16 protein-coding genes are annotated in these 25565 nt (G+C 31.8%); 15 read left to right on the top strand and 1 reads right to left on the bottom strand.

Annotated features, from left to right (window positions below):
- Positions 1–399 precede the first annotated feature (399 nt).
- The 13 genes from HW275_RS02140 (at position 400) to HW275_RS02080 (ending at position 15768) form a co-directional block, all read left to right on the top strand.
- Positions 400–1611, top strand: coding sequence for a Fic family protein (locus HW275_RS02140; RefSeq protein ID WP_178934740.1), 1212 nt, complete (start codon positions 400–402; stop codon positions 1609–1611).
- 75 nt (positions 1612–1686) lie between these two features.
- Complete coding sequence (locus HW275_RS02135) at positions 1687–2040, top strand: arsenate reductase family protein (RefSeq protein WP_178934739.1); 354 nt, start codon at positions 1687–1689, stop codon at positions 2038–2040.
- A 338-nt stretch (positions 2041–2378) separates the two neighbouring features.
- Complete coding sequence (gene rplS / locus HW275_RS02130; protein ID WP_178936391.1) at positions 2379–2729, top strand: 50S ribosomal protein L19; 351 nt, start codon at positions 2379–2381, stop codon at positions 2727–2729.
- Positions 2730–2811: 82 nt separating this feature from the next.
- Positions 2812–4488: a signal peptidase I gene (lepB, locus tag HW275_RS02125; protein ID WP_178934738.1), complete on the top strand. Its 1677-nt coding sequence runs from the start codon at positions 2812–2814 to the stop codon at positions 4486–4488.
- An 87-nt stretch (positions 4489–4575) separates the two neighbouring features.
- Positions 4576–5130, top strand: a complete 555-nt coding sequence (locus HW275_RS02120) for a GNAT family N-acetyltransferase (RefSeq protein ID WP_178934737.1) — start codon at positions 4576–4578, stop codon at positions 5128–5130.
- A gap of 30 nt (positions 5131–5160) precedes the next feature.
- Positions 5161–8688, top strand: a complete 3528-nt coding sequence (locus tag HW275_RS02115) for a DEAD/DEAH box helicase (RefSeq protein ID WP_178934736.1) — start codon at positions 5161–5163, stop codon at positions 8686–8688.
- A gap of 95 nt (positions 8689–8783) precedes the next feature.
- Positions 8784–9008, top strand: a complete 225-nt coding sequence (locus HW275_RS02110; RefSeq protein ID WP_026746598.1) for an acyl carrier protein — start codon at positions 8784–8786, stop codon at positions 9006–9008.
- A 660-nt stretch (positions 9009–9668) separates the two neighbouring features.
- Positions 9669–10901, top strand: a complete 1233-nt coding sequence (fabF, locus tag HW275_RS02105) for a beta-ketoacyl-ACP synthase II (protein WP_178934734.1) — start codon at positions 9669–9671, stop codon at positions 10899–10901.
- Positions 10902–10999: 98 nt separating this feature from the next.
- Positions 11000–11704: a ribonuclease III gene (rnc, locus tag HW275_RS02100; RefSeq protein WP_178934732.1), complete on the top strand. Its 705-nt coding sequence runs from the start codon at positions 11000–11002 to the stop codon at positions 11702–11704.
- Positions 11705–11728: 24 nt separating this feature from the next.
- Positions 11729–12229, top strand: a complete 501-nt coding sequence (gene coaD, locus HW275_RS02095; protein WP_178934730.1) for a pantetheine-phosphate adenylyltransferase — start codon at positions 11729–11731, stop codon at positions 12227–12229.
- A gap of 94 nt (positions 12230–12323) precedes the next feature.
- Positions 12324–13682, top strand: coding sequence for a DNA repair protein RadA (gene radA, locus HW275_RS02090; RefSeq protein WP_178934728.1), 1359 nt, complete (start codon positions 12324–12326; stop codon positions 13680–13682).
- A gap of 34 nt (positions 13683–13716) precedes the next feature.
- Positions 13717–14790: a DNA integrity scanning diadenylate cyclase DisA gene (disA, locus tag HW275_RS02085; RefSeq protein WP_178934726.1), complete on the top strand. Its 1074-nt coding sequence runs from the start codon at positions 13717–13719 to the stop codon at positions 14788–14790.
- A gap of 69 nt (positions 14791–14859) precedes the next feature.
- On the top strand, positions 14860–15768 hold the full coding sequence (locus HW275_RS02080; RefSeq protein ID WP_178934724.1) for a DUF1385 domain-containing protein: 909 nt from the start codon (positions 14860–14862) through the stop codon (positions 15766–15768).
- A gap of 63 nt (positions 15769–15831) precedes the next feature.
- Here HW275_RS02080 and HW275_RS02075 read toward each other — a convergent pair whose 3' ends face one another.
- Complete coding sequence (locus HW275_RS02075) at positions 15832–16671, bottom strand: radical SAM protein (RefSeq protein ID WP_178934722.1); 840 nt, start codon at positions 16669–16671, stop codon at positions 15832–15834.
- A gap of 965 nt (positions 16672–17636) precedes the next feature.
- Here HW275_RS02075 and HW275_RS02070 point away from each other — a divergent pair.
- Both HW275_RS02070 and HW275_RS02065 read left to right on the top strand, forming a co-directional pair.
- Entirely contained in the window at positions 17637–23579 is a 5943-nt protein-coding gene (locus HW275_RS02070) for an autotransporter-associated N-terminal domain-containing protein (protein ID WP_178934720.1), read from the top strand.
- Positions 23580–23781: 202 nt separating this feature from the next.
- Positions 23782–25551 (top strand): AAA family ATPase, encoded by a 1770-nt coding sequence (locus HW275_RS02065; RefSeq protein ID WP_178934718.1) that lies wholly within the window; start codon positions 23782–23784, stop codon positions 25549–25551.
- Positions 25552–25565 lie beyond the last annotated feature (14 nt).

The following is a 25565-nucleotide window of genomic DNA, read 5'->3' as shown; positions in this document are numbered from 1 at the left end:
ATTTTACTCAAACCCTAGATTTTTATAATTTTTAACAGTTCTATTTTAAACGGGTTCGAGTATATAATGAAATAAATATTATTCGCAAGGGATTAAACACAATTGTTAAAGATAAAGTGTATTGAATTGTCAGACAAGTCTAATGAAGCAAAAATGCAGATTTTTAATAGAACCTTTTTAAAATTTAGATATTTTTATATTTTTATTATAATTTTAGCTAAAATATCTAAAAAATACTATATTTTTTGAATATGATAAACTTTATAAATTAAAAAATTTGAAAAATGTAAAATTTTCAATTATAAAAAATATAATTTTAGTGTTAACTTGAAAAAAACTTTATTTTTTTAGAAATATAAGGTATAATGTAATAAATATTTAAAAAATAGGAGTTTTTTTATGAATAATTATTTGGAATTGTCAAAATTATACTATCAAAAAGCTAATATTGAAGGAGAATTGAATAAAAGATTTGAAAATCCATGTGTTTATAAAACATCCTTATATATTTCGCCAATTTTACGAGGAGAAAGAGTTTCGGAGGAAGTGGAATTGTTTTTTTTACCAATAAAAAATGTATTAATGTTACAAGATGAAATAATCCAAAATAGTAGAGATATTTTAAATTTGTCTAACGAACTGCCTGAAGTGGCTTTAAATTATTGTGTAAGAGAAATTATGGTTAATGAAATAATAAAAAGTAATGGTATTGAAGGGGTTTATACAACAAAAAAAGATGTGTATGATAGCATGAATTCCAATAAAAAATATAGATTTTCAGGAATTGTAAAAAAATATAAGCAAATAACAGAAAATAAGATTGAAAAAATTAATTCAGCAGAAGAAATACGAAAAATATACGATGAAGTTTTTAGTGAAGAAATTATGATTAATCCAGAGAATCAATTAGATGGAAAATTATTTAGAAAAGGATTGGTTTATGTTACAGATTCCAGCATGAAAAATGTTCATTTAGGCGATTCAAATGAAGAACTGATACTGAAGCATATTCAAAATCTAATAATATTTATGAATAAAAAAGATATAAATTTCTTGTTAAAAGCGTGTATTACTCATTATTATTTTGAATACATTCATCCGTTTTATGATGGAAATGGACGATTTGGAAGACTGATTTTCTCAATGTATCTGGCAAGAAAATTAGATGTATTTACGGGATTGTCACTATCTTATGCAATTTTTTCTGAAAAGGAAAAATATTCAAAGTTATTTCTGAATACTTCAAATTCTAAAAATTTTGGTGAAATAACATTTTTTCTTATAGGCATGTTGGAACTAATAAAAAAAGGACAAGAAAGTATAATGAAAATGCTGGAAGATAAAATGGAGAAATTGAATTTTTCGAGAAATTATTTGAATAATCTTGATTTAAGCGATTTGGAGAAAGATATAATGTTTGTATATATTCAAAATCATATTTTTTCTAATTCTGATTTAGAAGATAAAGAATTATGTAAAATAATAAATATGAGCAGACCTACACTAAAAAATAATATAGAACAATTAATAAAAAAAGAATACTTGACAAAAATTTCTAAAAAACCAATAACACATGTTTTAAGTGACAAATTACAGAAAGTTATTGACTAAAAAAAATTAGTAGATATTGATTAAATTAATAAAGTTTAGATTTTAAAAATTAAAATTGAAAGAGGAGATAAAAAAATGAACAAAATATATTGTTACCCAAGATGCACAACTTGTAAAAAGGCTGTAAAATGGCTGGAAGAAAATGGGATTGATTACGAATATAAGCACATTGTGGAAGAAACACCATCGAAGGAAAATATTAAGAAATATTATAAAGAAAGTGGATTGCCGTTAAAAAGATTTTTTAATACAAGTGGAAATGTTTATAAAGAGCTGAACTTGAAGGAAAAATTGGCAGAGATGTCAGAAGATGAACAGTTTGAGCTACTTGCAAGCAATGGGATGGTGTTGAAAAGACCGCTTTTGGTAGGGAAAGATTTTGTGCTGGTTGGCTTTAAGGAAGCTGAGTGGATTGAGAAATTGAAATAAACTTGAAACCGTTTAGAATTTATGACTAAAGATTGAATAAATGTAGAGATTTGAAAATATAGCTATAATTTTTGAATTTGAAATATTTAGGATAAAAAGGTTTATTTTTAGAAAAAAGAATATTATTTTTAAAATTTTAAAAAATTGAAAAAATTTTTGTAATTGTATTGAAAATTAATGGAAAATATGATAAACTTAATAAGTTATTGAATAAGGGGATATTCCGCTTTTATTGTTGCTACCAGCTCTGGAATAAAATTTATAAGCAAAAAAAGTTTTTAAATTGGTGAGACTGGTATAGATAGAAAGAATATCTTAGAAAGAAGGGAGTGAATTTCTTGAAAGAGAAATTAATCGAATTAGTAGAAAAAGATTACTTGAAGGCTGACGTACCTCAATTTAAAGCAGGGGATACAGTTGCTGTTCACTACAAAGTCAAAGAGGGAAACAAAGAAAGAATACAGGTTTTTGAAGGTGTAGTTATTAGAATTTCTGGTGGAAGCGTTGCTAAAAACTTCACAGTTAGAAAAGTATCGCAAGGAATCGGTGTAGAAAGAATTATTCCTTTAAATTCTCCATTAGTAGAAAAAATCGAAGTTAAGAGAATTGGTAAAGTAAGAAGAGCTAAATTATACTACTTAAGAAACTTATCAGGAAAAGCTGCTAGAATTAAAGAAATTAGAAAGTAGCTTCAAGGCTAGCAAAATGCTAGCTTTTTATTTTTTATAAAAACTAACAATTTTAAAATTATAAATTAGGAGAGGAAAAATTATGAATATGTTATTATGGGGAGCATTTTATCTTGTTGCATCGTTATTTCTATTATTTTTCTTTTTTAAGGAAAAACAGGTTATTCATTGGATAAGAATGAAGGAAGATGAAATATTGCAAAAAGTGCCGCTTGGAAGAAATAATGGAAGTTTTACGGCGGGGAATATTTTAACAATAGTTGCGTTAATTATTACATCAGTGTTTTTTGTGATTGTAGATAAAACACCGGATTCTGATATTTTTATAAAAGTTTGGGGAATTTATGGAGTGTTTATTATAAATACAGTGTTTTATATTTTAAGAAAAGAGCATGAATGGATTTTTTTACTTAATCTTATAATGTTATTTCTGAGCAGATTAATGTTTAATATTATGGATATGAATTTTCATATTTACTTGGGAATAAATGTTATAATTTCATTGATTCTCATTTATTTATTTAAAGAACTGCCAAAAGAAAAAATTGATGAACAGACGATTTTAAAGGAAGCTGTACATGAAAATAAAAAATTGGAAAAAATATTGACAGAGGCAAAAGTAAAAAATGAAAATGCGGAAGAAATTTTCAAAAAAATATTTCCAAAGGAAAATATTACAGTGGAAGAAAGAATTGAAAGAGAAAAAAGAAAAAGAAGTACGTTTGGAAAAGCGCTTTCGAGAATTGACAACGCATTAATTGCAATTATTCTGGTAGGGCTTATACAAATGTTTTATATTGGAAATTACGTAATTCCAACAGGTTCAATGGAACCTACAATTAGAATTCAGGACAGAGTTTTCACAAATATGGTTAAGTACCATTTTTCATCACCAAAAGTCGGACATATAATAGCCTTTAAGGAACCGATGGAAAATAAACTGATGTTTACAAAGAGAATAGTCGGGGCGGCTGGAGATACTTTACAAATTGCAAAAGGGAAGATGACTATAACGGAATTTAAAATTGCAAACATTGACAAGGAACCAAGAGATCCTGAATATAATGGCGATAAAAAGCACGATAAACTTGAAGAAGCAAGATATGAGAAAGAATTAAAAGAATATCGTGATCGTGAGGTTCAAGAAGTTGGTGGAGCAATGATAATAAATGGACAAGAATCAGAAATTTTAAAAAGAGTAACACCTCAAAAATTATATTTGCCTGAAGGAATACTTATGAATAATAAAATTTATATTCCGAAAAAAGGCGATAAAGTAAAGCTAGACAAAGTTATCGCAATTGATAAGAAATTTTATGAAACAGTAAAAGGCGGCTTGGTTGCAGAAACTGACTGGAAAAGTTATTACGATGGAAAAGGTTATAAAAATTTGACTGGAAAAGAATTCCTGGAATTAATAAAAACAGATAAAAACTTTAAAGATATAATTGGGAGCAATGATATATACAAAGCTAATTTCAATGATGTATTAACTAACAAGTACTATACATTCACTCTAAAAGTGGAAGGCAGAGATGAAATGGTTATGCCGATTATGGACTTTAAGTATGATGATGAGTTGTTCAAAAGATTGTTAAATGGTGAAACTATAACGCTTGATAAGAATTATTACATGGCTATGGGAGATAACACTTCAAATAGCCAGGATACAAGATACTTTGGACTTGTAGCTGAACCTAGAATTAAAGGGGAATTGCTTGTGAGATGGTGGCCTTTAACTAGAATAGGGCTGTTATAATTTAGAAATTTTTGTAATATTTATAAAAATATTCGTGTTTTGATATTATGAATAAAAATTCGATAAAGTGAAAAAATGGAGAATAAAATGGAAAATATTGTGAGTGAATTGGTTAAAATTCATAATGAAAACTTTAAAAATAAAGTTGAGGATAAATATTTTTCTGAAATGATGTTAGGTGAGCAGTATGAGATATACTGCTTATTTAATTTTACGGGAGAAAATATTTTTGTGGAAAAATTAAAAAAAGAAGATAAAAATAAAACTTTAGAAAAAAGTCAAAAAGAAAAAACAGATTTGGGCAAAAATGAAAAAATTGAGAAAAATGTGTTGGGATATGTCGCATTTTATGGTACAATAGAGAGCATAGATATTTTTGAGGCAGCAATAAGAAAAGAATACCAGGGGCAAGGTTTTGGTGAAAAATTGTTAACTGAAAGTATGGAAAATTTAGTTAAAAATAACGAAAATGTGGAAATTAAAAACATAAATTTTTCAGAAAATAAATTTTTGCTGGAAGTTAATGAAAATAATATGAAAGCGCTAAAACTTTATAAAAAAATTGGATTTGAACAAATTTCTGTAAGAAAAAATTATTATGGAAATAATGAGAATGCAATAATAATGATGAAAATCATTTAGTTTTAGCATAAATAAAAGTAAGGGAGAAAAATGGGACAAAATAGTATTTCATTAGAATTAAAAAAACAGATAACACCAAGTATTTTTGTAATTGGACAGGAATATTATAATAAAAGTTTGGGGAATATAACTGCACTTTTTGCCGATGGGAACTTTATGACGGTGGAAGGGGAGTATAAGGAGAACAGCCTTTGCAAGACGTCGATTACAGTGGAACAGAAAAAAGGGGAATTTGTTGAGGCGAACTGTGATTGCATGTTTTTTAAGAGCAATAAGAAAAATTGCTGTAAACACATTGTAACTTTGGGAATGATGGCAGACCATTCTGAAAAAATTTCAAAGGTTATTGGGACTGATGAAATTGAAATGATGTTTGAAGACGATTTTGAGGAAGATAATAAAAAATTAGCCAAACTTAAGGAAAAAGAACAAAAGACTAAAGCTGAAAAAGCTGCTAAGCGAAATTTGGAAAACGATAATAAAAATAAATCAAGACAAAGAATAAAATTAAAAGATGAAAATATAAATATAAAAAAATTAGATAAATTAAGTGAAGTTTCTGAAAAAACAGGAAATATTGAAAATAATGAGTTGCAAAGTATTGATAAAAAAAGTAAGAATTTGGAAGCTAGATTTGAAATAATTGAAGGAAATGCTAAAAATACTGTAAAAGATGGGAATGTAAAAGTAGAGATGGATTTTCAAAATTTTCAGAAAATTAAAAATAATGAGGAAATAGTGGAAAATATTGAAAGTGTTTCTGAAAAAATCAATGAAATTTATAATTTACATTTGGAAAATCAGAACATTAAGGCGGAAGAACAGCAGGAAATGCGACTGGAAGTTGAAATTGACGAAGGAAGTTATAGCGACTATAAGTATGGATATGACTATAATCAGGAAAATACTGCCCGAGGATATATTTTACGGTTAAAAACTGGGTTAAAGAAAACTTACTATGTGAAGGATATTTTAAAATTTATTGAAGCGGTTGTAAAAGACAAGGAATATGAAGTAACTTCTAAAGTTACTTATAATCCAAAAACTTATTTTTTCAATGATATAAATAAAAAAATCATTCACGCAATTTACGAGTACAGCAAGGAAATTCAAAGCGTAATTGACAGCGGAATTAAGGACAAAAAAGGGCTAAAAGTGTATGAAATGCTCCTAAATAGGCTGCTTGCCGCTATGGAAAAAGGAAAGAGTCTGGCTCTTCTGGGAGAGCAGAAGCAGATAATGAATTCATATGAACCGTTATTTATACTGGAAAATGATAAAATTACAATGAGAAATATTGAAAAAATTTCTGAAAATAGTCCATTTTATACTTTTTCAAATGACACAACGAAAGTCTTTAAAATGGATAAAAATGAAATGAAGTTTTTTGAAAAATTTGATTTTTTAGATATGGAGCTGTTTAATCAGCTGTCTTGGGAGGAAAACCAAAAATTAAGAGCAGTTCTGGAGTATGAAAATATCAATGTTGCCGAATATATTGACGAGGACGGAAATATTGATATTTTTGTTACGGAAACGGATGAAAAGGAACTTGTAAAAATTAATTTGTCAAATACTGTATGTGCAGTTGAAAAAAATGGAAAATATTTTATTCCAAGAAAAAATGTCAGCTTATTTGAAGAGCTGAAAAAACTTGTGGAAAGCTATTCCTTTGTGAATATGGAATTGGCAGAAGGCACTTATAATGTGAATTATGAAGGATTGGGGAAAATTTCGGAATATATTGACAAAAAGTATGCAGACAAGGTAAAAATTCATCTGGATAACAAAATAAAAAATGCACGGAATATAGACGTTCATGTTGGAATAAAAAAGGCAGAAAACAATTTTTTGAATGTCAGCTTTGACATTGAGGGAATAAAGACGGAAGATGTAGAAATTGTGATGGAGGCAATTAAAAATGAGCAGAAATATATAACGCTTTCGAGCGGGGAACTTGTAAAAATTGCTAACAAAAGTATTGAAGAGTTGGTTGGAATTACAGATTCCGTTTCCAATCTGAAAGTTGGAGAAAATAAAATTTCTAAAATAAAGGCGCTGCAGCTTGCCCAAATTTCAAAAAACATTCAGGATGAACTTGTAAAAATGGATGAATTTAAGGATTTGTTTCATAAAATAAAAAATCGACAGGAAATGGAGCCGCATAATATAAATGCGCAATTATTTCCATATCAGAAATTAGGGTTTAACTGGCTGAAAGATATGTATGATATTGGATTTGGTGGGGTTCTGGCTGATGATATGGGACTTGGTAAGACTTTGCAGACAATTTCGTTGTTAAATGAGATTTATCAGGAAAATAGAGGTTTTTCGGCATTAATTATTGTTCCAAGTTCTCTATTGTACAACTGGAAGGAAGAAATTATCAAGTTTACAGGGATAAGTCCAACTCTGATTGAAGGAACGGCGGCTCAAAGGAAAGAGATTATTTCAAGAAGGTCAAAAGGATTTCTGATAACAACTTACCAGGCCTTGAGAAATGATATTGAAGAGTACAAAGGCAGGGATTTCGATGTAGTAGTGCTGGATGAGGCTCAAAATATAAAAACAACTACTTCTCAAATAAAAAAAGCCGTTATGAAAATCAACAGTAAAGTAAATTTCGCATTGACGGGAACCCCGGTAGAAAACAACATTCTGGAACTATGGTCAATCTTTGATTTCGTAATACCAGGATACTTGGACAATTTGACAAAATTTAAAAAAACTTACAAGGAAGCAATTGTAAATCCAAATTCTTCCAAAATACATAATTTACGTGAAATTATTGCTCCATTTTTACTGAGAAGAACAAAAAAGGAAGTGCTTACAGAATTGCCAGATAAAATTGAGTCGAATATAGTTGTAACATTGAGCAACGAGCAGAAACAGTTGTATATGTCGTATATAAAGCAAGCTAAAAGTGAAATGAAAAAATTTAACGAAAATGAAAATAATCGCATGAAAATATTGGCTATCTTGACAAAACTGCGTCAAATATGTAATTCTCCGAGTTTATTCAAGGAAGATTACAGGGGTGATGTGGCAAAACTCGAAGTGCTGCGTGACTTAATGCCGGATATTATCGAAAACGGGCATAGGCTATTAGTATTTTCGCAATTTGTAGGAACTTTGAAGGAAATTGAGAAAGAGCTTGCAAGCATGGGAATTGAGTATTTTTATATTGACGGAAGCGTAAAATCAAAGGAAAGAGTGGATATTTGCAATAAATTTAACGCTGGGGAGCGTCAAGTGGTTCTAATCTCGCTAAAAGCAGGAGGAACTGGATTAAACCTTGTTGGAGCAGATGTTGTAATTCATTATGATCCGTGGTGGAATATTGCTGTGGAAAATCAGGCGAGCGACAGGGCATACAGAATTGGACAGAAAAAAAGTGTGCAAGTTATAAAACTTGTGACAGAAGGCACAATTGAGGAAAAAATTATAAAAATTCAGGAAAATAAACGTAAGCTGAGTGAAAATCTGCTGGAAAGCAAGGACGGGGAAAAAGCGTTATTCGAGATGAGCGACAAGGAATTAATGGAATTATTGAGCTGAAATTGAAAATTTTAATTATTAATAAATTTTAGTTGCATTTTTCAAATTCATTTGGTATAATAATTCTAGAAAATAAATATGGAGGTGGCATTATAATGCTAGATAAAATTAAATCAATAGTAGTAGATCAATTAGGAGTAGACGAAGATCAAGTAACAGAAGATGCGTCTTTCGTTGATGATTTAGGAGCTGATTCATTAGACACAGTTGAGTTAATCATGGCTTTTGAAGAAGAGTTTGATATTGAAATTCCTGATGAAGATGCACAAAAAATTAAAACAGTTAAAGATGTAATTGAATATATTGAATCTAAACAATAGATAAAACTTTTGGGGGTGTTCCCCCTTTTTTATTGAAAAAAAAATGAAAAAATGTTAAAATAAAGTTATTGTAAAAAAGTTATTATTTAAAATAATAAAATAAATTAATATAATCTATTTCTAAATATTAATTAAAAGTTTTTTTTCATGTCATGTTATGGATTATTTTGATTAATAATTGTTTTTTCTTTTATATTTTTTAATTTCTTTTGACGTAAGGGCATCAGACGCCATGCTCTTTTTCGCAATAACAGTTACTTTAACATGTATAACTGGTTACTGCTTAGAGATAATGGCGAAACGTTCTACGAACTACCCCGCTTTACGCAAAACTTTTTTATAAAGAAAAAATAAAACTCGATTTTGAATCAAGGTTATTTTAACACCAATAAATGTTTATGATTTAAAATATACTCCAAAATCTCAAACAGTTATTTTTTCTTTAACGAAATTTTGCTTATTATTTTCAGTATCACAATTGTTGTAATTAAATTAAAGACGTCGTGATTGTAAAGGGAATGACGACTGATCCCCTTTACGTTTGAAAAAAGAAAAAATACAAAAATTAAAGAAAACCCCTTTTATTAATAACAATTTATTTTATAAAATTTAAAATTTGTATTTAGAATTAGAAAAAAATAAAAAATGAGAGGTGTATTAATGAGAAGAGTAGTTGTTACAGGAATAGGACTGGTAACACCATTAGGAACTGGAAAAGATAAGGCTTGGAAAAATTTGCTGGCTGGAGAATGTGGGATTGATAAAATTACGCAATTTGACAGTTCAGAGCATCCAGTGCATATTGCGGCGGAAGTAAAGGATTTTGTGCCAGAAAATTATATTGAGAAAAAAGAATTGAAAAAAATAGCCAGATTTTCTCAATTTGCGATTGCTGCATCAAAGGAAGCGCTGGAAGATGCAAAATTGGAAATTACAGATGAAAATGCGGACCGGATTGGAGTAATTATTGGTTCTGGAATTGGCGGGCTGGATGTAATTGAGCAGGAAGTGGAAAAACTCGTTACCAGAGGGCCTAAAAGAGTATCGCCATTTTACATTCCAGCGGCTATTTTAAATATGGCTTCGGGGAATACTTCAATTTATACAGGAGCAAAAGGGCCTAATAAAACAGTTGTTACAGCCTGTGCTTCAGGAACAAACTCAATTGGAGATGCTTTTCAGGCAATCTTATTAGGAAAGGCTGATGCAATGATAGCCGGAGGGACAGAAGCGACAGTAACTCCCTCAGGAATAGCAGGATTTGCAAACCTGAAGGCATTGTCAACTAACCCAGATCCTAAAACTGCATCACGTCCATTTACAGCGGATAGAGATGGATTTGTACTTGGAGAAGGTTCAGGAGTGCTAGTTCTGGAAGAGTTGGAGCACGCCAAAAAACGTGGAGCAAAAATTTATGCGGAAGTTGTCGGATATGGGGAAACAGGAGATGCCTTCCACATGACAGCGCCATCAGATGGCGGAGAAGGAGCGGCAAGAGCATTTAAGATGGCTTTGGAGCAGGGGAATATTAAGCCTGAGGAAGTTGGATATATCAATGCACATGGAACATCTACACCTGCGAATGATAAAAATGAAACTCAGGCGATAAAATCAGCATTTGGAGAGCATGCATACAAGCTTGCTGTAAGTTCTACGAAAGGTGCAACTGGACACTTGCTAGGTGGAGCGGGAGGAATTGAAGCGGCATTTCTGGCACTTGCAATTTCGGAAGGGATTATGCCGCCGACTATAAATTATGAAAACCCTGATCCGCTGTGTGATTTGGATTATGTACCAAATAAAGCAGTAAAACGGGATATTGAAGTAGGAATGTCAAGTTCGTTAGGATTTGGCGGACATAATGCGGTTTTAGCATTTAGAAAATATAAATAATAAAAATATTTGAAATGACTAAGGGGAGAATAGGTATTGATTTTCCCCTTAATTAAAGTGTAATAAGGTAAGCAATGAAAAATAAAGGAGGTGAAAAAATGGAAACAGGTGCAAATAGGGACGCTAAGGAATTGATGCAGAAAATAGGATATGAATTTAAAAATGAGGAATATTTGGAAGAAGCGTTGACACATAGATCCTATTCCAACGAAACGGAAAAAACTAGAAGATTTAACAATGAAAAGCTGGAATTTCTGGGAGATGCGGTGGCAAATCTTATAACGACAGAATATATCTACGATCTTTATGAGAAAAAAACGGAAGGAGAACTTGCCAAACTGAAAAGTAAAATTATAAGCGAGCCTGTGTTTTCCACTATTGCAAGTGATATGGAGCTGGGAGAATATTTGTATTTGAGCAATGGCGAGATTATGTCTGGCGGGAGAAATAGGAAATCTATCCTAGGTGATGCGTTTGAGGCGCTGATTGGTGCAATTTTTAAAGATTCAGATTATTATACTGCGAAAAATGTGGCATTAAAGCTTTTACTTAAAAAAATAAATAAGCTTGAGGAAATAGAGGGAACTGGTGACTATAAGACAGTTCTGCAGGAATTTGTTCAAGGAAAGTATAGAAAAATGCCAGAATACAAGCTACTTAATACGAAGGGTCCTGATCACGATAAAATTTTTGAAATTTCTGTAAGCTGGAATAATAAAATTTATGGAGTGGGAACCGGAAAAAGTAAAAAAGAAGCTGAGAAACATGCGGCAAAAGAAGCGTTAGCTAGATTGAAAAAATAAAAGCAGTAAAAATAGGAGAACAAGATGGTAAAAGTGGCATTGTATCCAGGAAGTTTTGATCCAGTAACGAAGGGACATATTGATATTATAAAACGTTCTTCAAATTTATTTGACAAGTTAATAATAGGAATTTTTAAAAATTCTACAAAATCAAAAGCCTGGTTTTCGGATGAAGAAAAAGTCGAAATGATAGAAGAAATTTTGAAAAAAGAAAATATTAATGCTGAAATAAAAATTTTTAACGGATTATTAGTTGATTTTATGTATAAGGAAAACGTAAATATTCTAATAAGAGGATTACGTGCTTTATCAGACTATGAATATGAACTGCAGTTTACCTTGACAAATAAGACGCTTTCAAAAAGTGAATTTGAAACTGTATTCCTGACTGCTTCGAGGGAATATCTGTATTTAAGTTCAAGTCTTGTGAAGGAAGTTGCATTAAATAAAGGGGACTTAAGCTTTTTTGTTACAGGGAATGTGGAAAAACGTTTGATTGAGAAGGTTAAGGAATTGGAAATTTAAAATTTATTATAAGCCAATAAAAAGGTAAAAAACATAATTTTGTTAAAAAAGTTTGGTAATATAAGACAAGTAAACAATAAAAGGGGAGCTCAAAATGGCTGTAAAAAAAGGAAAGACAAAATACATATGCTCAGAATGCGGCTACAGTTCGTTAAAATGGCTGGGAAAATGCCCTAACTGCGATTCGTGGGGAACGTTTGAAGAGGAAATCGACATAAAGAGCACTTTTAAAAATGTGGAATCAAAGGAAGTTTCGATTAGCAAAATAACGGAAATTAAAATAGAAAAGGAATTTCGGATGGTAACGCCTTTTGAGGAGTTTGACAGGGTGCTGGGAGGCGGACTGATAAAGGGGGAAGTTGTGCTGATTACTGGAAGCCCAGGGATTGGTAAATCGACTTTCCTGCTCCAGCTGTCACAGGAATATGCAAAAATTGGGAATGTATTCTATGTTTCTGGAGAAGAGTCGCCACGGCAGATAAAGCAGCGTGCAGAACGTGTCAATGTAAAAAGCGAAAACCTGTATATCCTGAATGATACTAACATTGAAAAAATCGAAAGCGTAATTTTAAAGGATAAGCCGAAAGTTGTTGTAATTGACTCAATTCAGACGCTTTATTCGGAAAATGTAAATTCCATTCCTGGAAGCGTGACGCAGATTCGGGAAACAACTTTAAAAATCATTGAAATCGCTAAAAAAAATGAAATTGCATTTTATATTGTGGGACACGTTACAAAAGATGGAAAACTGGCGGGGCCAAAATTGCTGGAACATATGGTGGATGCGGTGCTGCAAATTGAAGGGGAGGAAAACAGTTATTATAGAATTATCCGTTCGATAAAAAACCGTTATGGCTCCACAAATGAAATTTCAATTTTTGATATGAAGGAAAATGGAATTAGTGAAGTGAAGAATCCGTCTGAATTTTTTATAAGCGACAGGGATGAAAAAAATATCGGAAGCATTATTGTGCCGATTTTTGAAGGAAGTCGTGTATTTTTATTTGAAGTGCAGTCGTTACTGGGAACGCCAAATTTCGGAATGCCGAGACGGACTGTTGAAGGATATGACAAAACTCGTGTGGAAATATTGAGTGCAGTTTTATCACGTTCCTTGAAGGTGGATGTAAATTCAAAGGACATTTATATAAATATTCCAGGCGGAATTGACTTGAATGACAGAAGTTCTGACTTGGCGGTAGTTTTCTCGCTTCTGTCATCAGTAAAGGGAGTGCCGATAAGCCAGAAAATAGCCGCTATTGGTGAATTGGGATTACGTGGTGAAGTGAGAAAGGTTTCATTTATTAAAAATAGAGTAAATGAATTGGAAAAAATGGGATTTGCAGGAGTATACCTTCCAAAAAGCCATAAGGCAGACTTTGAGAAGGAAAAAACAAAGATAAAACTTAACTATATAAGCAACATAAATGAACTTGTCGAGAGGATAAGATAAGCCGACAGAGCAAAATAGGCGAAAGGATAATAAAATGGTAAAAAAGGTAGTGAACAAGAAGAAAATATTGGAGCACATATTTGAGAGAATAGCACCAGGAACAGCTTTGAGGGAAGCGATAGATAAAATTCAGGAAGCAAAGCTGGGAGCGTTGATTGTGCTTGGAAACCCTAGTGATTTGAAGGATGTAATGGGAGGCGGATTTGAACTGAATACAGTGTATTCGCCGCAGAAGGTTTATGAACTGTCTAAAATGGATGGCGGAATTATTTTGTCAGAGGATATAAAAACAATTTATGGGGCAAATATTCAATTGCAACCAAATTATTCGATAGAAACAGATGAAAGCGGAACAAGACATCAGGCGGCGCATAGAATTGCCCAGCAAAAAGGGAATCTAGTTGTAGCGGTTTCCGAAAGAAGAAATAAAATAACAGTATATTATGGAAAGTTTAGATATTTGCTAAATGAAATTGGAGATCTGCTGACAAAATCTTCACAGGCGATAACGGCTCTTGAAAAATATTCCCTTGCGATTGAAAAAAACCATGTAAATCTGTCCATTCTGGAATTTGACAATATGGTAACGCTTTATGATATTGTGGAATGTGTTAGAATGTACGGACTTCTTTTCAGAATGTCGGAAGAATTAATTGAATATATGGCAGAGCTTGGAAGTGAAGGGCGGCTCATAAAGATTCAGTATGAAGAGATCATGTTAAATAAAAATGAGAGCTTTGATGCCCTTATAAAGGATTATCAGGTAAGCAATGAAAAAGCTGAAAAAATTGGAGTGAGAGTAAAATCCTTAACGAAGGAGGAATTGCTGGATGATGAAAAAATCGTGTGTCTACTTGGATTTGATACAAATATCATAACTTTGGATGAAAAGATAGAGCCGCGTGGATACGGACTTTTGAGCAATATAACAAAAATAAGTAAAAAAGACAGGGAAGTTCTTGTAAAGGAATTTTCAAACGTTCAGTCAATCTTGATGTCAACTGCCTCAGACATTGCTAAAATAAAGGGAGTCAGCAAATACAAGGCTGAACACATTAATAAATCATTGAAGCGGATAAAAAACAAGGCGGCAATTGACAGGGAATAAATTATTAACTAAAACAATAAAAAAGTTAGAAAAACAGAAAAATAAAGAATATTAAGAAAGCAGGTAAAAATGGAAGATAAAAAAGTGACTGTTGGAGGGCAGGCTGTTGTGGAAGGGGTTATGATGAGAGGGCCTAAGGCTATTGCAACGGCTGTCCGTAAGCAGGATGGGAGTATTGTTTATAAAAAAATAACACTTACCGAGAAAAATAATAAATGGTTAAAAGTGCCTTTTGTGAGAGGAGTCATAGCGCTTTATGATGCAATGGTTGTTGGGACGAAGGAGCTTATTTTTGCATCAAATCAGGCTGGACTGGAAGAGGAGAAATTGACAGATAAACAGGTTGGATTTACTGTTATGACGTCGATTTTATTGGGAATTGCGGTATTTATGTGGCTACCGTCTGCTGTCGGAGGTTTTTTCTTTAAAGACGACATATTAAAGGCAAATATCGTTGAGGCTGCCATAAAATTAGTCCTTTTTCTGGGATATATTTATGGAATTTCGTTTTTAAAGGATATACAGCGGGTTTTTGAATATCATGGAGCAGAACACAAGAGCATTATGAACTATGAAATGAAAAAGGAATTGACACCAAAAAATGCAAAGGCATGTACACGATTTCATCCAAGATGCGGAACAAGCTTCCTTTTGCTTGTAATGTTCATAAGTATTCTTGTATTTTCGACAGTTGACTTGTTTTTCAAGGTTCCTTCAGGACATCTTACAATGATACTTTACAAGCTGGCGACAAGAATTCTATTTATACCGCTTGTTGCTGGACTTTCTTATGAAATACAGCGTTGGACAAGCTACCATCTGGACAACATTTTTGCAAAAATAATAGCTGTTCCAGGAATGTGGCTGCAAAAGATAACTACAAGCGAGCCTGATGAAAGCCAATTGGAAGTGGCAATTGTAGCTTTGAATGTGGCGTTAGGGAATGAAGTTACGAATGCGACGGAAGTTTTTGAATAAAAAATAAAAATATATTGCACTCTTATAAGGGGGTGCTTTTTTTGTGTTTTAACTTTTTAAGATTTAACTTGATTTATTATCATGAAAAAAGAAAGTTTTATATTTTATATCATAAATTTTACATAATCTATTTATATCTTCCATTAGTAAATACCAGTATTCTTTTTTATTCTTTGTATAGATATCCTGATATAGCTGATTATACTCGGGAAAATTTTTTGAAATAAAATCTAAAATAATTTTTTTGTATCTTCCTCTTAGATTTAAATTTTCAAAATAAATAAAATCGACTGTATCTTTACAGGTAGCAATAATTTCTTCCAATTGTGTAAGCATCGGAAAAATAGGAGATATAAATAAATACACGGGTATATTTTCTCCTTTAAGTTTTTTTAGAATTTCAATTCTGCTTTTAATGCTTCCTGCACAAGGTTCGATTTGCCTTCTTAAATTGTCATTCAATGTATTTAATGAAATTCCTACAGTAATATTTTTAATTTTTTTTAATAAATCAATATCTCTAAAAATCAGTAAAGATTTTGTTAAAATTTCTAAATGAATATGTTCATTATTTGCTTGAATGAAAAGTTTTAAAATATTTCTTGTAGATTTATACTTTATTTCATATGGATTATAAGGGTCTGTAACTGAACTCATTAATATTTTTTTATCACTATTTATTTTCTTAAGATATTTAACAAATTTTTCTTCATTAAACTTTTTAACATCTAAAAATTCTCCCCATTTTTCAGTATGGTTAGTAAATCTTTTCATAAATTCTGCATAACAGTAAATACAGCCATGGTTGCACCCAACATAGTTATTTATAACATAATCCGTATCTGGTAGTTTGGATTTAGTAATTATATTTTTTGAGACTATCTCCTTTATAATTATACTCATTTAGAATCACTCCGTTAAAATTTATATTTTTTCTTCTTTAAGTTTTTTTTATTCTTTCAACATTATTTATCATTTTCATCACCAGTATTATTATACCCTGATATTGGTCTTTATACAAGGTTGTCGAACAGGTCTATTATAAAATTATAGAGAAGGCTGGTTTTTTCCAGTCTTTTTTTTGCAAAAAAAATTAATCTAAATGAAAAAAAATAGAGTTTTTTTAAAAAAATTTAAGATAAGGAAATTATTATGTAACACAATGAAAAAGTAACTTTTTTGTAAAAATATTTATATAATTCTAATTTAAAACTAAATTTAAATATTTTAAGAAACTTTCTTGTATTTTTATTAAACTGTATTTTAATTTTATAATAAAAAACAAAAAAAAAAAAAAAATAGAAAAATAATTTAATAAGAAAAAAATAATTGACTTTTTGAAATTTTTTGGTAAAATAGTAATGTAATAAAGTTATGTGAAATCCTTTGAAGCTGAACTCGAAAACTATATTAAGTCCTGGATTTGATTAGTTTTTAGCAGTTCGCTTCTAAAAAAATTTGAGTAGATTTCACTAAAATCTTATTTTTATAAAATTATATTTTTAAAATTTATCTAGTCTTTAAAAATCTATGAGAAATAATTAGCATTTTATTAAAAAAATAGTTATTTTGTTTAAAAGTTAAATTATTTTGAATATGTTTAGGTAGTTTTAAAAATATAAATTATGTAGGATATTAAAACAAATAATATTTTTTAATAAAAAATCATTTTAAATCACTAAAAATCACTTATCCAAAATTGCTTTAAGATTATACGAGATATTGAATATATAGTTTTAATGCAATTTTATTATATTTGAAATATTATTTTTTTGTTTTATATCAATCATATAAAAAAGGAGATTTTTTAATTTTATGAATTAAAACTTTATTATCATGAAAAAATTCTTACAAGGAGATGTATTAAAATGACAAATAGCATCAGAAAAATAAAGCAGGATTTGCGAGCCTATGCAAAAAGATGTAAAGATGTGCATTATACAGAAGACCTGTTAATAACATTTTTAGTTACTGGAACTCTTTTTGTAACAAGCAATCTGTTCTCGGCTTCAGCAAATACAAGCATTGCAAGCCAAAAGCAGGCAATTTCTACATCAATTAAGACAATACATCAGCAAGTCAAAGCAACACGAAAAGAAAATGACAAATTACTAAAAAATACAAATCTTGAACTTATCCAGTTAATGGAACAAGGGGATCACGTTGTAAAATCTCCATGGAGCAGCTGGCAGTTTGGAATGAACTATATGTATAACGACTGGCACGGACACTACAAAGGACGTGGAGATAAGGAAGAAAAATATCCATATGAAGGGATATTTGAAAGAAGTTCAAATGTTTATGAAAGAACTGTATCGCCAGATAGTGATAAGTATTCGTTGCTTTCAAAAACAAGAGGTCTAAAATCAGCTACAGGATCAGCTGGCAACTATGGGATAGCAAGTACAAAGGTGGTAAAGGAACCAATAGTAGGATTTGAGGTAAACGCAGGAATTAATCCGAGATCAATAAATAAAGCACCTTTGACATTGGCACCACCGACAGCGTTGAAACCGGATGTGCCTGAGGCGATACAGTTTACACCGCCTACGCCGACAGTTCCGACGATAGCGAGTTCAAATGTGGAGATTACCACAGTAACATTGACAGATTATTGGAATGATGGTGGAACTGATGAAGTAGGAGGTGTAAGACGTGGTTATGGTAGTTATACTATGAATGAAATAAATCCAACTTCACTTGCAGGACATTATACTTTGGATAGTAATACAGAATCCGATCATGATCGCAAGAGATCAATAATTGCTGGTACCGCTCCAATACATCGTGCTGAGGCAGTGGCTGAATTTGTGACTCAAGGAGATTACACAATAGCTGGGGGAGTCACTATGGATATAAATAGCAATAGAAAAAGGGCTGTAACAATAGATTCATTCTATGGAAATCCCCATGGACTACTTAACCTTACTAGTAATGCAAATATAAATTTATTAGCCACTGAAACTGCAGGAATAGAAATTCAATCTGATAACAGTGTCAGTTCGAATTGGCCTCAACCATATAGTGATGCTAAGGTGTCCAATCCAGGACATGCTAATCCATATACGCGTATATCAGCTACAGCAACAAATAAAGGTACAATTATTGGGACAGCTAATCAACAAGTTGGAATGATATTTACTGATGAAGGTGGGACACTCGGTGGAGATGGAAGTGGTGCTACAAATGATAATAACATAATGTATACTTTAATAAATGGTAATGGGGGTAATATTACTATGAATGGAGACCAGTCCACAGGATTTGGATTGGGAGTTATAAGTGGATTTAATGTAAAAGCTATTAACGAAGGTACAATAACTTTGAACGGCCAACAAAGTTATGCTATAGGAGTAGGACTAACAGCTAGCAGTACAAGAACTCCAAACGGAAATATATGGCTAGGCGACGATACAGTTTTAGAAAATAATGGAACAATTAATGTAAATGGAAATAAATCAGGAGGATTTGCAATCCAAAGTTATGTTCCTAAGGTTGAAAATAATAATAAAATTGAAATTACTGGAAATGAATCTTTTGGAATGTATTCTAATGTGACAAATAATCCAGGTAGTAAAGCTGTAAAATTAACTAATACTACAAGTGGGACAATAACTATAAAAGGATCAGCAACCGGTTCAACAGGATTAAGAGTAGAACACAAAAATGATCAGGTTATAAATAGAGGTGTTGTAAACATAGAAAGTAGTGGAAATAATAATGTAGGACTTTATTCAACAGCCGGAAAAGTTATAAATGCCAGTAATGGTAGTGGTACCGATGCTGGAGTAAATATTAAAACCGGTGGAAATGCTGGTATGATGGTTGATGGTGATGTTAACGCAGTTGGAGAAAATAGTGGAACTATTAAAGGTGAAGTTGATGGAGTTATAGGATTTGTTGCTAAAGGTAAAGGTTCTGGTAGTTCAAATCAATCTAAAATAACTAATACTGGAAAATTAACAATAAAAGGTGGAGTAACTGCTGATAAGAAAGGGACTGCGGGTATAATTGCAACTAATGGTGGTTTAGTAGAATCAACTAATACTGCAGCTGATGGTGCAACGATAGATGTTAAAGGTAATAAGTCAGTAGGATTTTATTCTGATGGAAGTGGTTCATCAATACAAGCGGATGGATTTAATGTTACCGCTAGTGATGGTGCAGTAAACTTTATTGCATCAGATAATGGAAACATTTCTTTAGGTGGTAGTGGAAACTCTACTGCTGTTACGGGAGAAAAATCATTATTGTTCTATTTTGGTAATGGAACTAAGGCAACTGGTAAAGTATCTATAAGTGGTCCAGTAACTGCTACAATCAAAGGATCAAGTGATCCAACTAAGCGGGGAACTGCATTTCTTTATACAGCAAGTTCACCATACGCTCCATTTACTTCAGCTGATATAAGTACATGGGTAACTAACCATACTGGAAGTAATAAATTTAATAATTTAACTTTAAATACAGAAAAAGATTCCAGATTATTTATAGTAGATAATGCAACAATGAATCTTAGTGATACAGTAGCAAGTGGTTTAAAAACAACATTAACATTAAATCCCGCTTCAAATATTGATCCGGAAACAAAAACATTTATGTTGTACAAAGGTCTTTTGAATTTAAATCAGGATATAAATTTGGATAATGCTACAGATGCGTATAACCAAGTTGAGCTTTCAAGTTCTAAAATTAGCAATAAACAGTCTTACACAATGACAGGTACAAAAGCTGGACAAGTTGGAATGGCACAGGAAAATGCTGATGCAAATAGAGCTGTAGTAACTCTTTCTAATGAAGGAACTATGAACTTAAGTGGTGATAAATCTGTAGGAATGTACGCAAAACACGGTGTGATTAAAAATGAAGCAACTGGCGTAATGAATATGGGAACTAATTCGACTGCCCTTTATGGAGTGGGTGATTCAGAATTGACAAATGATGGAATAATAAATCTTGGAAGTGGTTCAACAGGACTGTATTCAGAAAGTACAGCAACACCATCAGCAGAAATGAAAAATACAGGAACAATAAAGAGTACACAGGCAAAAGCTATCGGTATGACATATAACGGTAACGGAACTGGAGCTACAACAGATACGAGAGTAACAAATTCAGGAACTGTTGATTTATCAGGTGATCAGTCAGTTGGTATTTATGGAATGGGACAAAATTATCAAATACTTAACAACGGAAAAGTAACAATAGGAGATTCTGCTAATTTATCTTCACCGAGTGTTGGCATATTTACAGATGTTTCAACTATTAGTATAAAAAATACTGGGGTTGTAAAAGCTGGAAATAATTCGATTGGAATATATGGTTACAATTCTGAAAATGCAGGTGATATAACTGTTGGAAATGCAGGAATCGGTATCTATTCTAAAGGTGGAGATGTAAACTTGACAGGCGGAACAATAAAGACTGGCTCTGAAGAAGCTGTTGGAGTTTACAGCGCAGGAACAGGACAAAAAATAACAAATACTGGAACAGCGTTTGATTTAGGAGAAAATTCATTTGGATTTGTAAATGTAGGTAGCGGAAATGAAATAAATTCAACTATTGCAAATGTAGGACTTGGAAAAGATAACGTATATGTTTATTCAAACGATGCCACAGGAAAAGTTATAAATACAACAAATATAACAACAAATGGAGATAGAAACTACGGAATTTACTCTGCGGGAACTGTAACTAACAGTGGAAATATTGATTTGACAAATGGACTTGGAAATGTCGGTGTTTACAGTATTAAAGGTGGTACAGCAACAAATACGGGTACAATCAATGTAGGCGCTTCTGACAGCAAACAAAACTTATTTTCAATAGGTATGGCTTCTGGATATAAGACATCAGATACAGGAACAGTGATAAATAAGGGTACAATCAATGTAAATGGTAAAGAAAGTATAGGTATGTATGCAAGCGGATCAGGAAGTCAGGCTATAAATGATACAGGAGCCACAATAAATCTTGGTGCAGACAACACTACAGGTATTTATGTTGACAATGGAGCTACTGCAATAAATAGAGGTACAATAACAACAGTTGGATCACCTACGAGAGCAATCGGTATTTATATGGGTAAAGATACAAAACTTCAAAATACTGGTACAATTAATATAAATTCTGATAGTGGGGCAGGAGTCTATCTGAAAGGTACAACAGTGGCTAACTATGGAAACATAACAGTATCTGGTGGTGCTAAGCATCATGAAGAATTTACGACACCAAAAACAGATAAGGTTGTAGGAGGAGTGAAAATTGATGCGCCTGCGGGAGCCTCAACTGCCACAATTACTTTAAATGGTGTACCTCAAACGCCAGTAGTTGTAAATACAATGGCAAAAAATCCAATATCTGTATCAGCATCCAGCATTGGATTATATGTAAACACTTCGGGTGTTGATTATACGAAATCAATCGATGGATTGGGTCAACTGACAAATAAAGCAGATTTGATTATTGGTACAGAAGCTACAGAAGTAACAAATAGTAAATATATTTTAGTAAATGATCCTAACATAATAAATCCATATAAGCAAGCTATGTTACAAAACAACAACGTAAAATGGAATGTTTATTCAGGTTCATTGACATGGATGGCAACACCAACATTGGATAAAACTAATAATTCAATAACAAGTCTGTATCTAGCTAAAATTCCATATACAAGTTGGGCTGGAAATGAAGGAACACCTGTAAATGGTACAGACACGTATAATTTTGCAGATGGGCTGGAACAAAGATATGGCGTAGAAGCCTTAGGTACAAGAGAACGTGAATTATTCCAAAAATTAAATGGAATAGGAAACAACGAGGAAGTATTGCTGTACCAAGCATTCGACGAAATGATGGGACACCAGTATGGAAACCTTCAACAAAGAATCAATGCAACTGGAAACATACTGGACAAGGAATTCAGATACTTGAAACATGACTGGAGAAATCCGTCTAAGCAAAACAACAAGATCAAAGTATTTGGTGCAAGAGATGAGTACAACACTGATACTGCTGGAATCATAGACTATACAAGTAACGCCTACGGTGTGGCTTACGTTCACGAAGATGAAAAAATCAAGATGGGTAACTCAAGCGGATGGTATGCAGGAGCTGTAACAAACAGATTCAAGTTTAAGGATATAGGACATTCAAGAGAAAATCAAACTCAGCTTAAAGCAGGAATCTTTAAGACAATGTCGCCTAAGAAAGATTACAATGGAGCATTGCAATGGACAATCGGCGGAGATGTATTCTTTGGAATTAATAATATGAAACGTAAATATCTGGTTGTAGACGATATATTCCAGGCAAAATCTGACTACAACTCTTATGGTGCGGCATTAAAGACAGACTTGGGATATGACATAAGAATGAGCGAAAGAACACATTTACGTCCATACGGAGCATTGAAGATGGAATACGGAAGATTCAATGACATCAAGGAAGACAGAGGGGAAATGAGACTGGAAGTAAAAGGGAACGACTACTTCTCAGTTAAGCCGGAAGTCGGAATGGAATTCAGATATGTACAGCCGCTTGCAGTGAGAACAAACCTGACAGTGGGATTGTCAGCCGCCTATGAAAACGAATTAGGCAAGATGGCAAGCAAGAACAACCAAGGAAGAGTAAGATACACAAGCGCAGACTGGTTTGGAATAAGAGGGGAAAAGGAAGACAGAAGAGGAAATGGTAAATTTGACTTGAATATCGGAGTTGATAACACAAGATTTGGAGTGACAGTAAATGGAGGATATGACACTAAAGGAAATAATGTAAGAGGTGGAATAGGATTCAGAGCTATTTACTAGGGCGAAGAATCATGGAAAAGTGAAGAACTTTAACACCTGAAAATGTAACAGATGTTTGAGTTAGAAGCTTAAAAAGAATGAAAGGACAGTGGAACTTAGGTTTTGCTGTTCTTTTTTCATAATTTTTTTAATATTATTTGACTTTTCTTCAAAATATAAATATAATGTGGTTAATAATAAAAAAGAGAGGAATTGAGGGGATATGATTAAAAAGGGAAAAAATGAGAAAATAGAAAAAAAGAAAAATTTGCCAGTTGGAATTGACAATTTTGAAGTAATGATACAAAATAATTACTATTATTTTGACAAAACTGGGCTAATTGAAGAAATTTTGGAAAGCGGGACGACAAGAATTCTGTTTACAAGGCCACGTCGATTTGGAAAATCGCTTAATATGTCGATGTTAAAATATTTTTTTGATGTGAAAAATAAAGATGAAAATAAAAAACTTTTTGAAAATCTAGAAATTTCTAAAAGTGAATATTTTGATAGACAAGGACAGAATCCAGTTATTTTTATCAGTTTTAAGGATTTTAAGGAAACAAACTGGGAAAATGGTTTCAACAGTATAAAAGAGGAAATAAAATCCTTATACAATGAATTCAGATTTTTGCGGGAAAAACTAGAAAAAAGTGATTTAATGGATTTTGATAATATATGGCTTAAAAAAAAGGAAGGTAATTACAGCCGTGCCTTATCAAACTTGTCGAGATATTTGTTTGAATACTATGGCAAGAAAGTTGTTTTACTAATTGATGAATATGATAAACCAATAATAAAGGCACATGCAAACGGCTATTATAATAATGTGATAAATTTTTTCAAGACTTTCTTTGAAAAGGCAGTAAAAGGAAATGATTATGCAGAAATCACGGTAATAACGGGAATTTTACGAATTGCTAAAGAAGGAATTTTTTCTGGGCTTAATAATTTGGAAGTTCATACCATATTAGAAAAAAAATATAATGAATATTTTGGAATCTTGGAAAATGATGTTGAAAATGCTTTAAAATATTATAATTTAGATTTTGAACTAGATGAAGTAAAAAATTGGTACAATGGATATTTGTTTGGAGATATAAATGTGTATAATCCATGGTCAATTATTAATTTTTTGAAATACAGGGATTTAAAAGCCCATTGGGTAAATACTTCAAGTAATGATGAAATTATGAATTATTTGGAAAATTCAGACGAGAAAATTATTTTTGAACTGGAGGAATTGCTTAGCCATAAGAGCATAAGGAAGGAAATTTATGATTTTGTGACGTTTCAGGATATAGACTATGCCTTGAACTTAAATAAAAACAATTATGGATTTGAAGTTAGGGAAAATGGGAGAAATTATGAAATTGAGCAGGATTATTTTATGAATGACTTCGGACATGCGAATATTTGGCAATTTTTCTTGCATAGCGGATATTTAACCGTTGAAAAGAAACTTGGAAGAAATGTTTACGACTTGAAAATTCCAAATGAGGAACTGTTTGATTTTTTCAGAATCAGATTTTTGTATAGAACGTATCGGGGACATTACAGATTTTATGGACTTGGAGAGCATTTGATTAATGGAAATTATGAAAAATTTAGATTGGAAATAAGGGAACTTTTAAAAAATGCGATAAGTTTTAGGGACTTGAAGGAAGAAAATTCTTATCATCTGTTTGTAATTGGGCTAGTTTCGATAATGTCAGAAAATTATCTTGTCAAATCAAATATGGAAAGTGGAGATGGAATTCCTGATTTGGTATTAAAGCCAAAAGATAAAAATAAAAAAGCATTTATATTTGAATTTAAGTATTCGAGAGCAAAAGATAGCAAAAATTTGAAGAGAACTGCGAAAAGTGCCTTGAAGCAAATAAATGACAGGAATTATTTTGAAGGGTTAAAATATGAAGGTTATAAGGAAATTGTGAAAATTGGAATGGGATTCAGGAAAAAGGATGTGGAAGTTGTGGTTGAGGAAGAATAACTAGAAAAAGCGGG

Origin of the sequence: Leptotrichia sp. oral taxon 223 (assembly GCF_013394795.1) — a bacterium.
Lineage (GTDB): Bacteria > Fusobacteriota > Fusobacteriia > Fusobacteriales > Leptotrichiaceae > Leptotrichia.
Note: the sequence above shows the minus strand (reverse complement) of the source record. Positions and strands in the feature narration are given on the sequence as shown.

Excerpts from the sequence above, each read along its gene's own strand:
- HW275_RS02115 (WP_178934736.1), top strand. The coding sequence starts at position 5,161 with ATGGGACAAAATAGTATTTCATTAGAATTAAAAAAACAGATAACACCA.
- fabF (WP_178934734.1), top strand. The coding sequence starts at position 9,669 with ATGAGAAGAGTAGTTGTTACAGGAATAGGACTGGTAACACCATTAGGA.
- HW275_RS02140 (WP_178934740.1), top strand. The coding sequence starts at position 400 with ATGAATAATTATTTGGAATTGTCAAAATTATACTATCAAAAAGCTAAT.
- HW275_RS02070 (WP_178934720.1), top strand. The coding sequence starts at position 17,637 with ATGACAAATAGCATCAGAAAAATAAAGCAGGATTTGCGAGCCTATGCA.
- HW275_RS02110 (WP_026746598.1), top strand. The coding sequence starts at position 8,784 with ATGCTAGATAAAATTAAATCAATAGTAGTAGATCAATTAGGAGTAGAC.
- radA (WP_178934728.1), top strand. The coding sequence starts at position 12,324 with ATGGCTGTAAAAAAAGGAAAGACAAAATACATATGCTCAGAATGCGGC.
- rnc (WP_178934732.1), top strand. The coding sequence starts at position 11,000 with ATGGAAACAGGTGCAAATAGGGACGCTAAGGAATTGATGCAGAAAATA.
- lepB (WP_178934738.1), top strand. The coding sequence starts at position 2,812 with ATGAATATGTTATTATGGGGAGCATTTTATCTTGTTGCATCGTTATTT.
- HW275_RS02135 (WP_178934739.1), top strand. The coding sequence starts at position 1,687 with ATGAACAAAATATATTGTTACCCAAGATGCACAACTTGTAAAAAGGCT.
- HW275_RS02075 (WP_178934722.1), bottom strand. The coding sequence starts at position 16,671 with ATGAGTATAATTATAAAGGAGATAGTCTCAAAAAATATAATTACTAAA.
- HW275_RS02065 (WP_178934718.1), top strand. The coding sequence starts at position 23,782 with ATGATTAAAAAGGGAAAAAATGAGAAAATAGAAAAAAAGAAAAATTTG.
- HW275_RS02120 (WP_178934737.1), top strand. The coding sequence starts at position 4,576 with ATGGAAAATATTGTGAGTGAATTGGTTAAAATTCATAATGAAAACTTT.
- disA (WP_178934726.1), top strand. The coding sequence starts at position 13,717 with ATGGTAAAAAAGGTAGTGAACAAGAAGAAAATATTGGAGCACATATTT.
- HW275_RS02080 (WP_178934724.1), top strand. The coding sequence starts at position 14,860 with ATGGAAGATAAAAAAGTGACTGTTGGAGGGCAGGCTGTTGTGGAAGGG.
- coaD (WP_178934730.1), top strand. The coding sequence starts at position 11,729 with ATGGTAAAAGTGGCATTGTATCCAGGAAGTTTTGATCCAGTAACGAAG.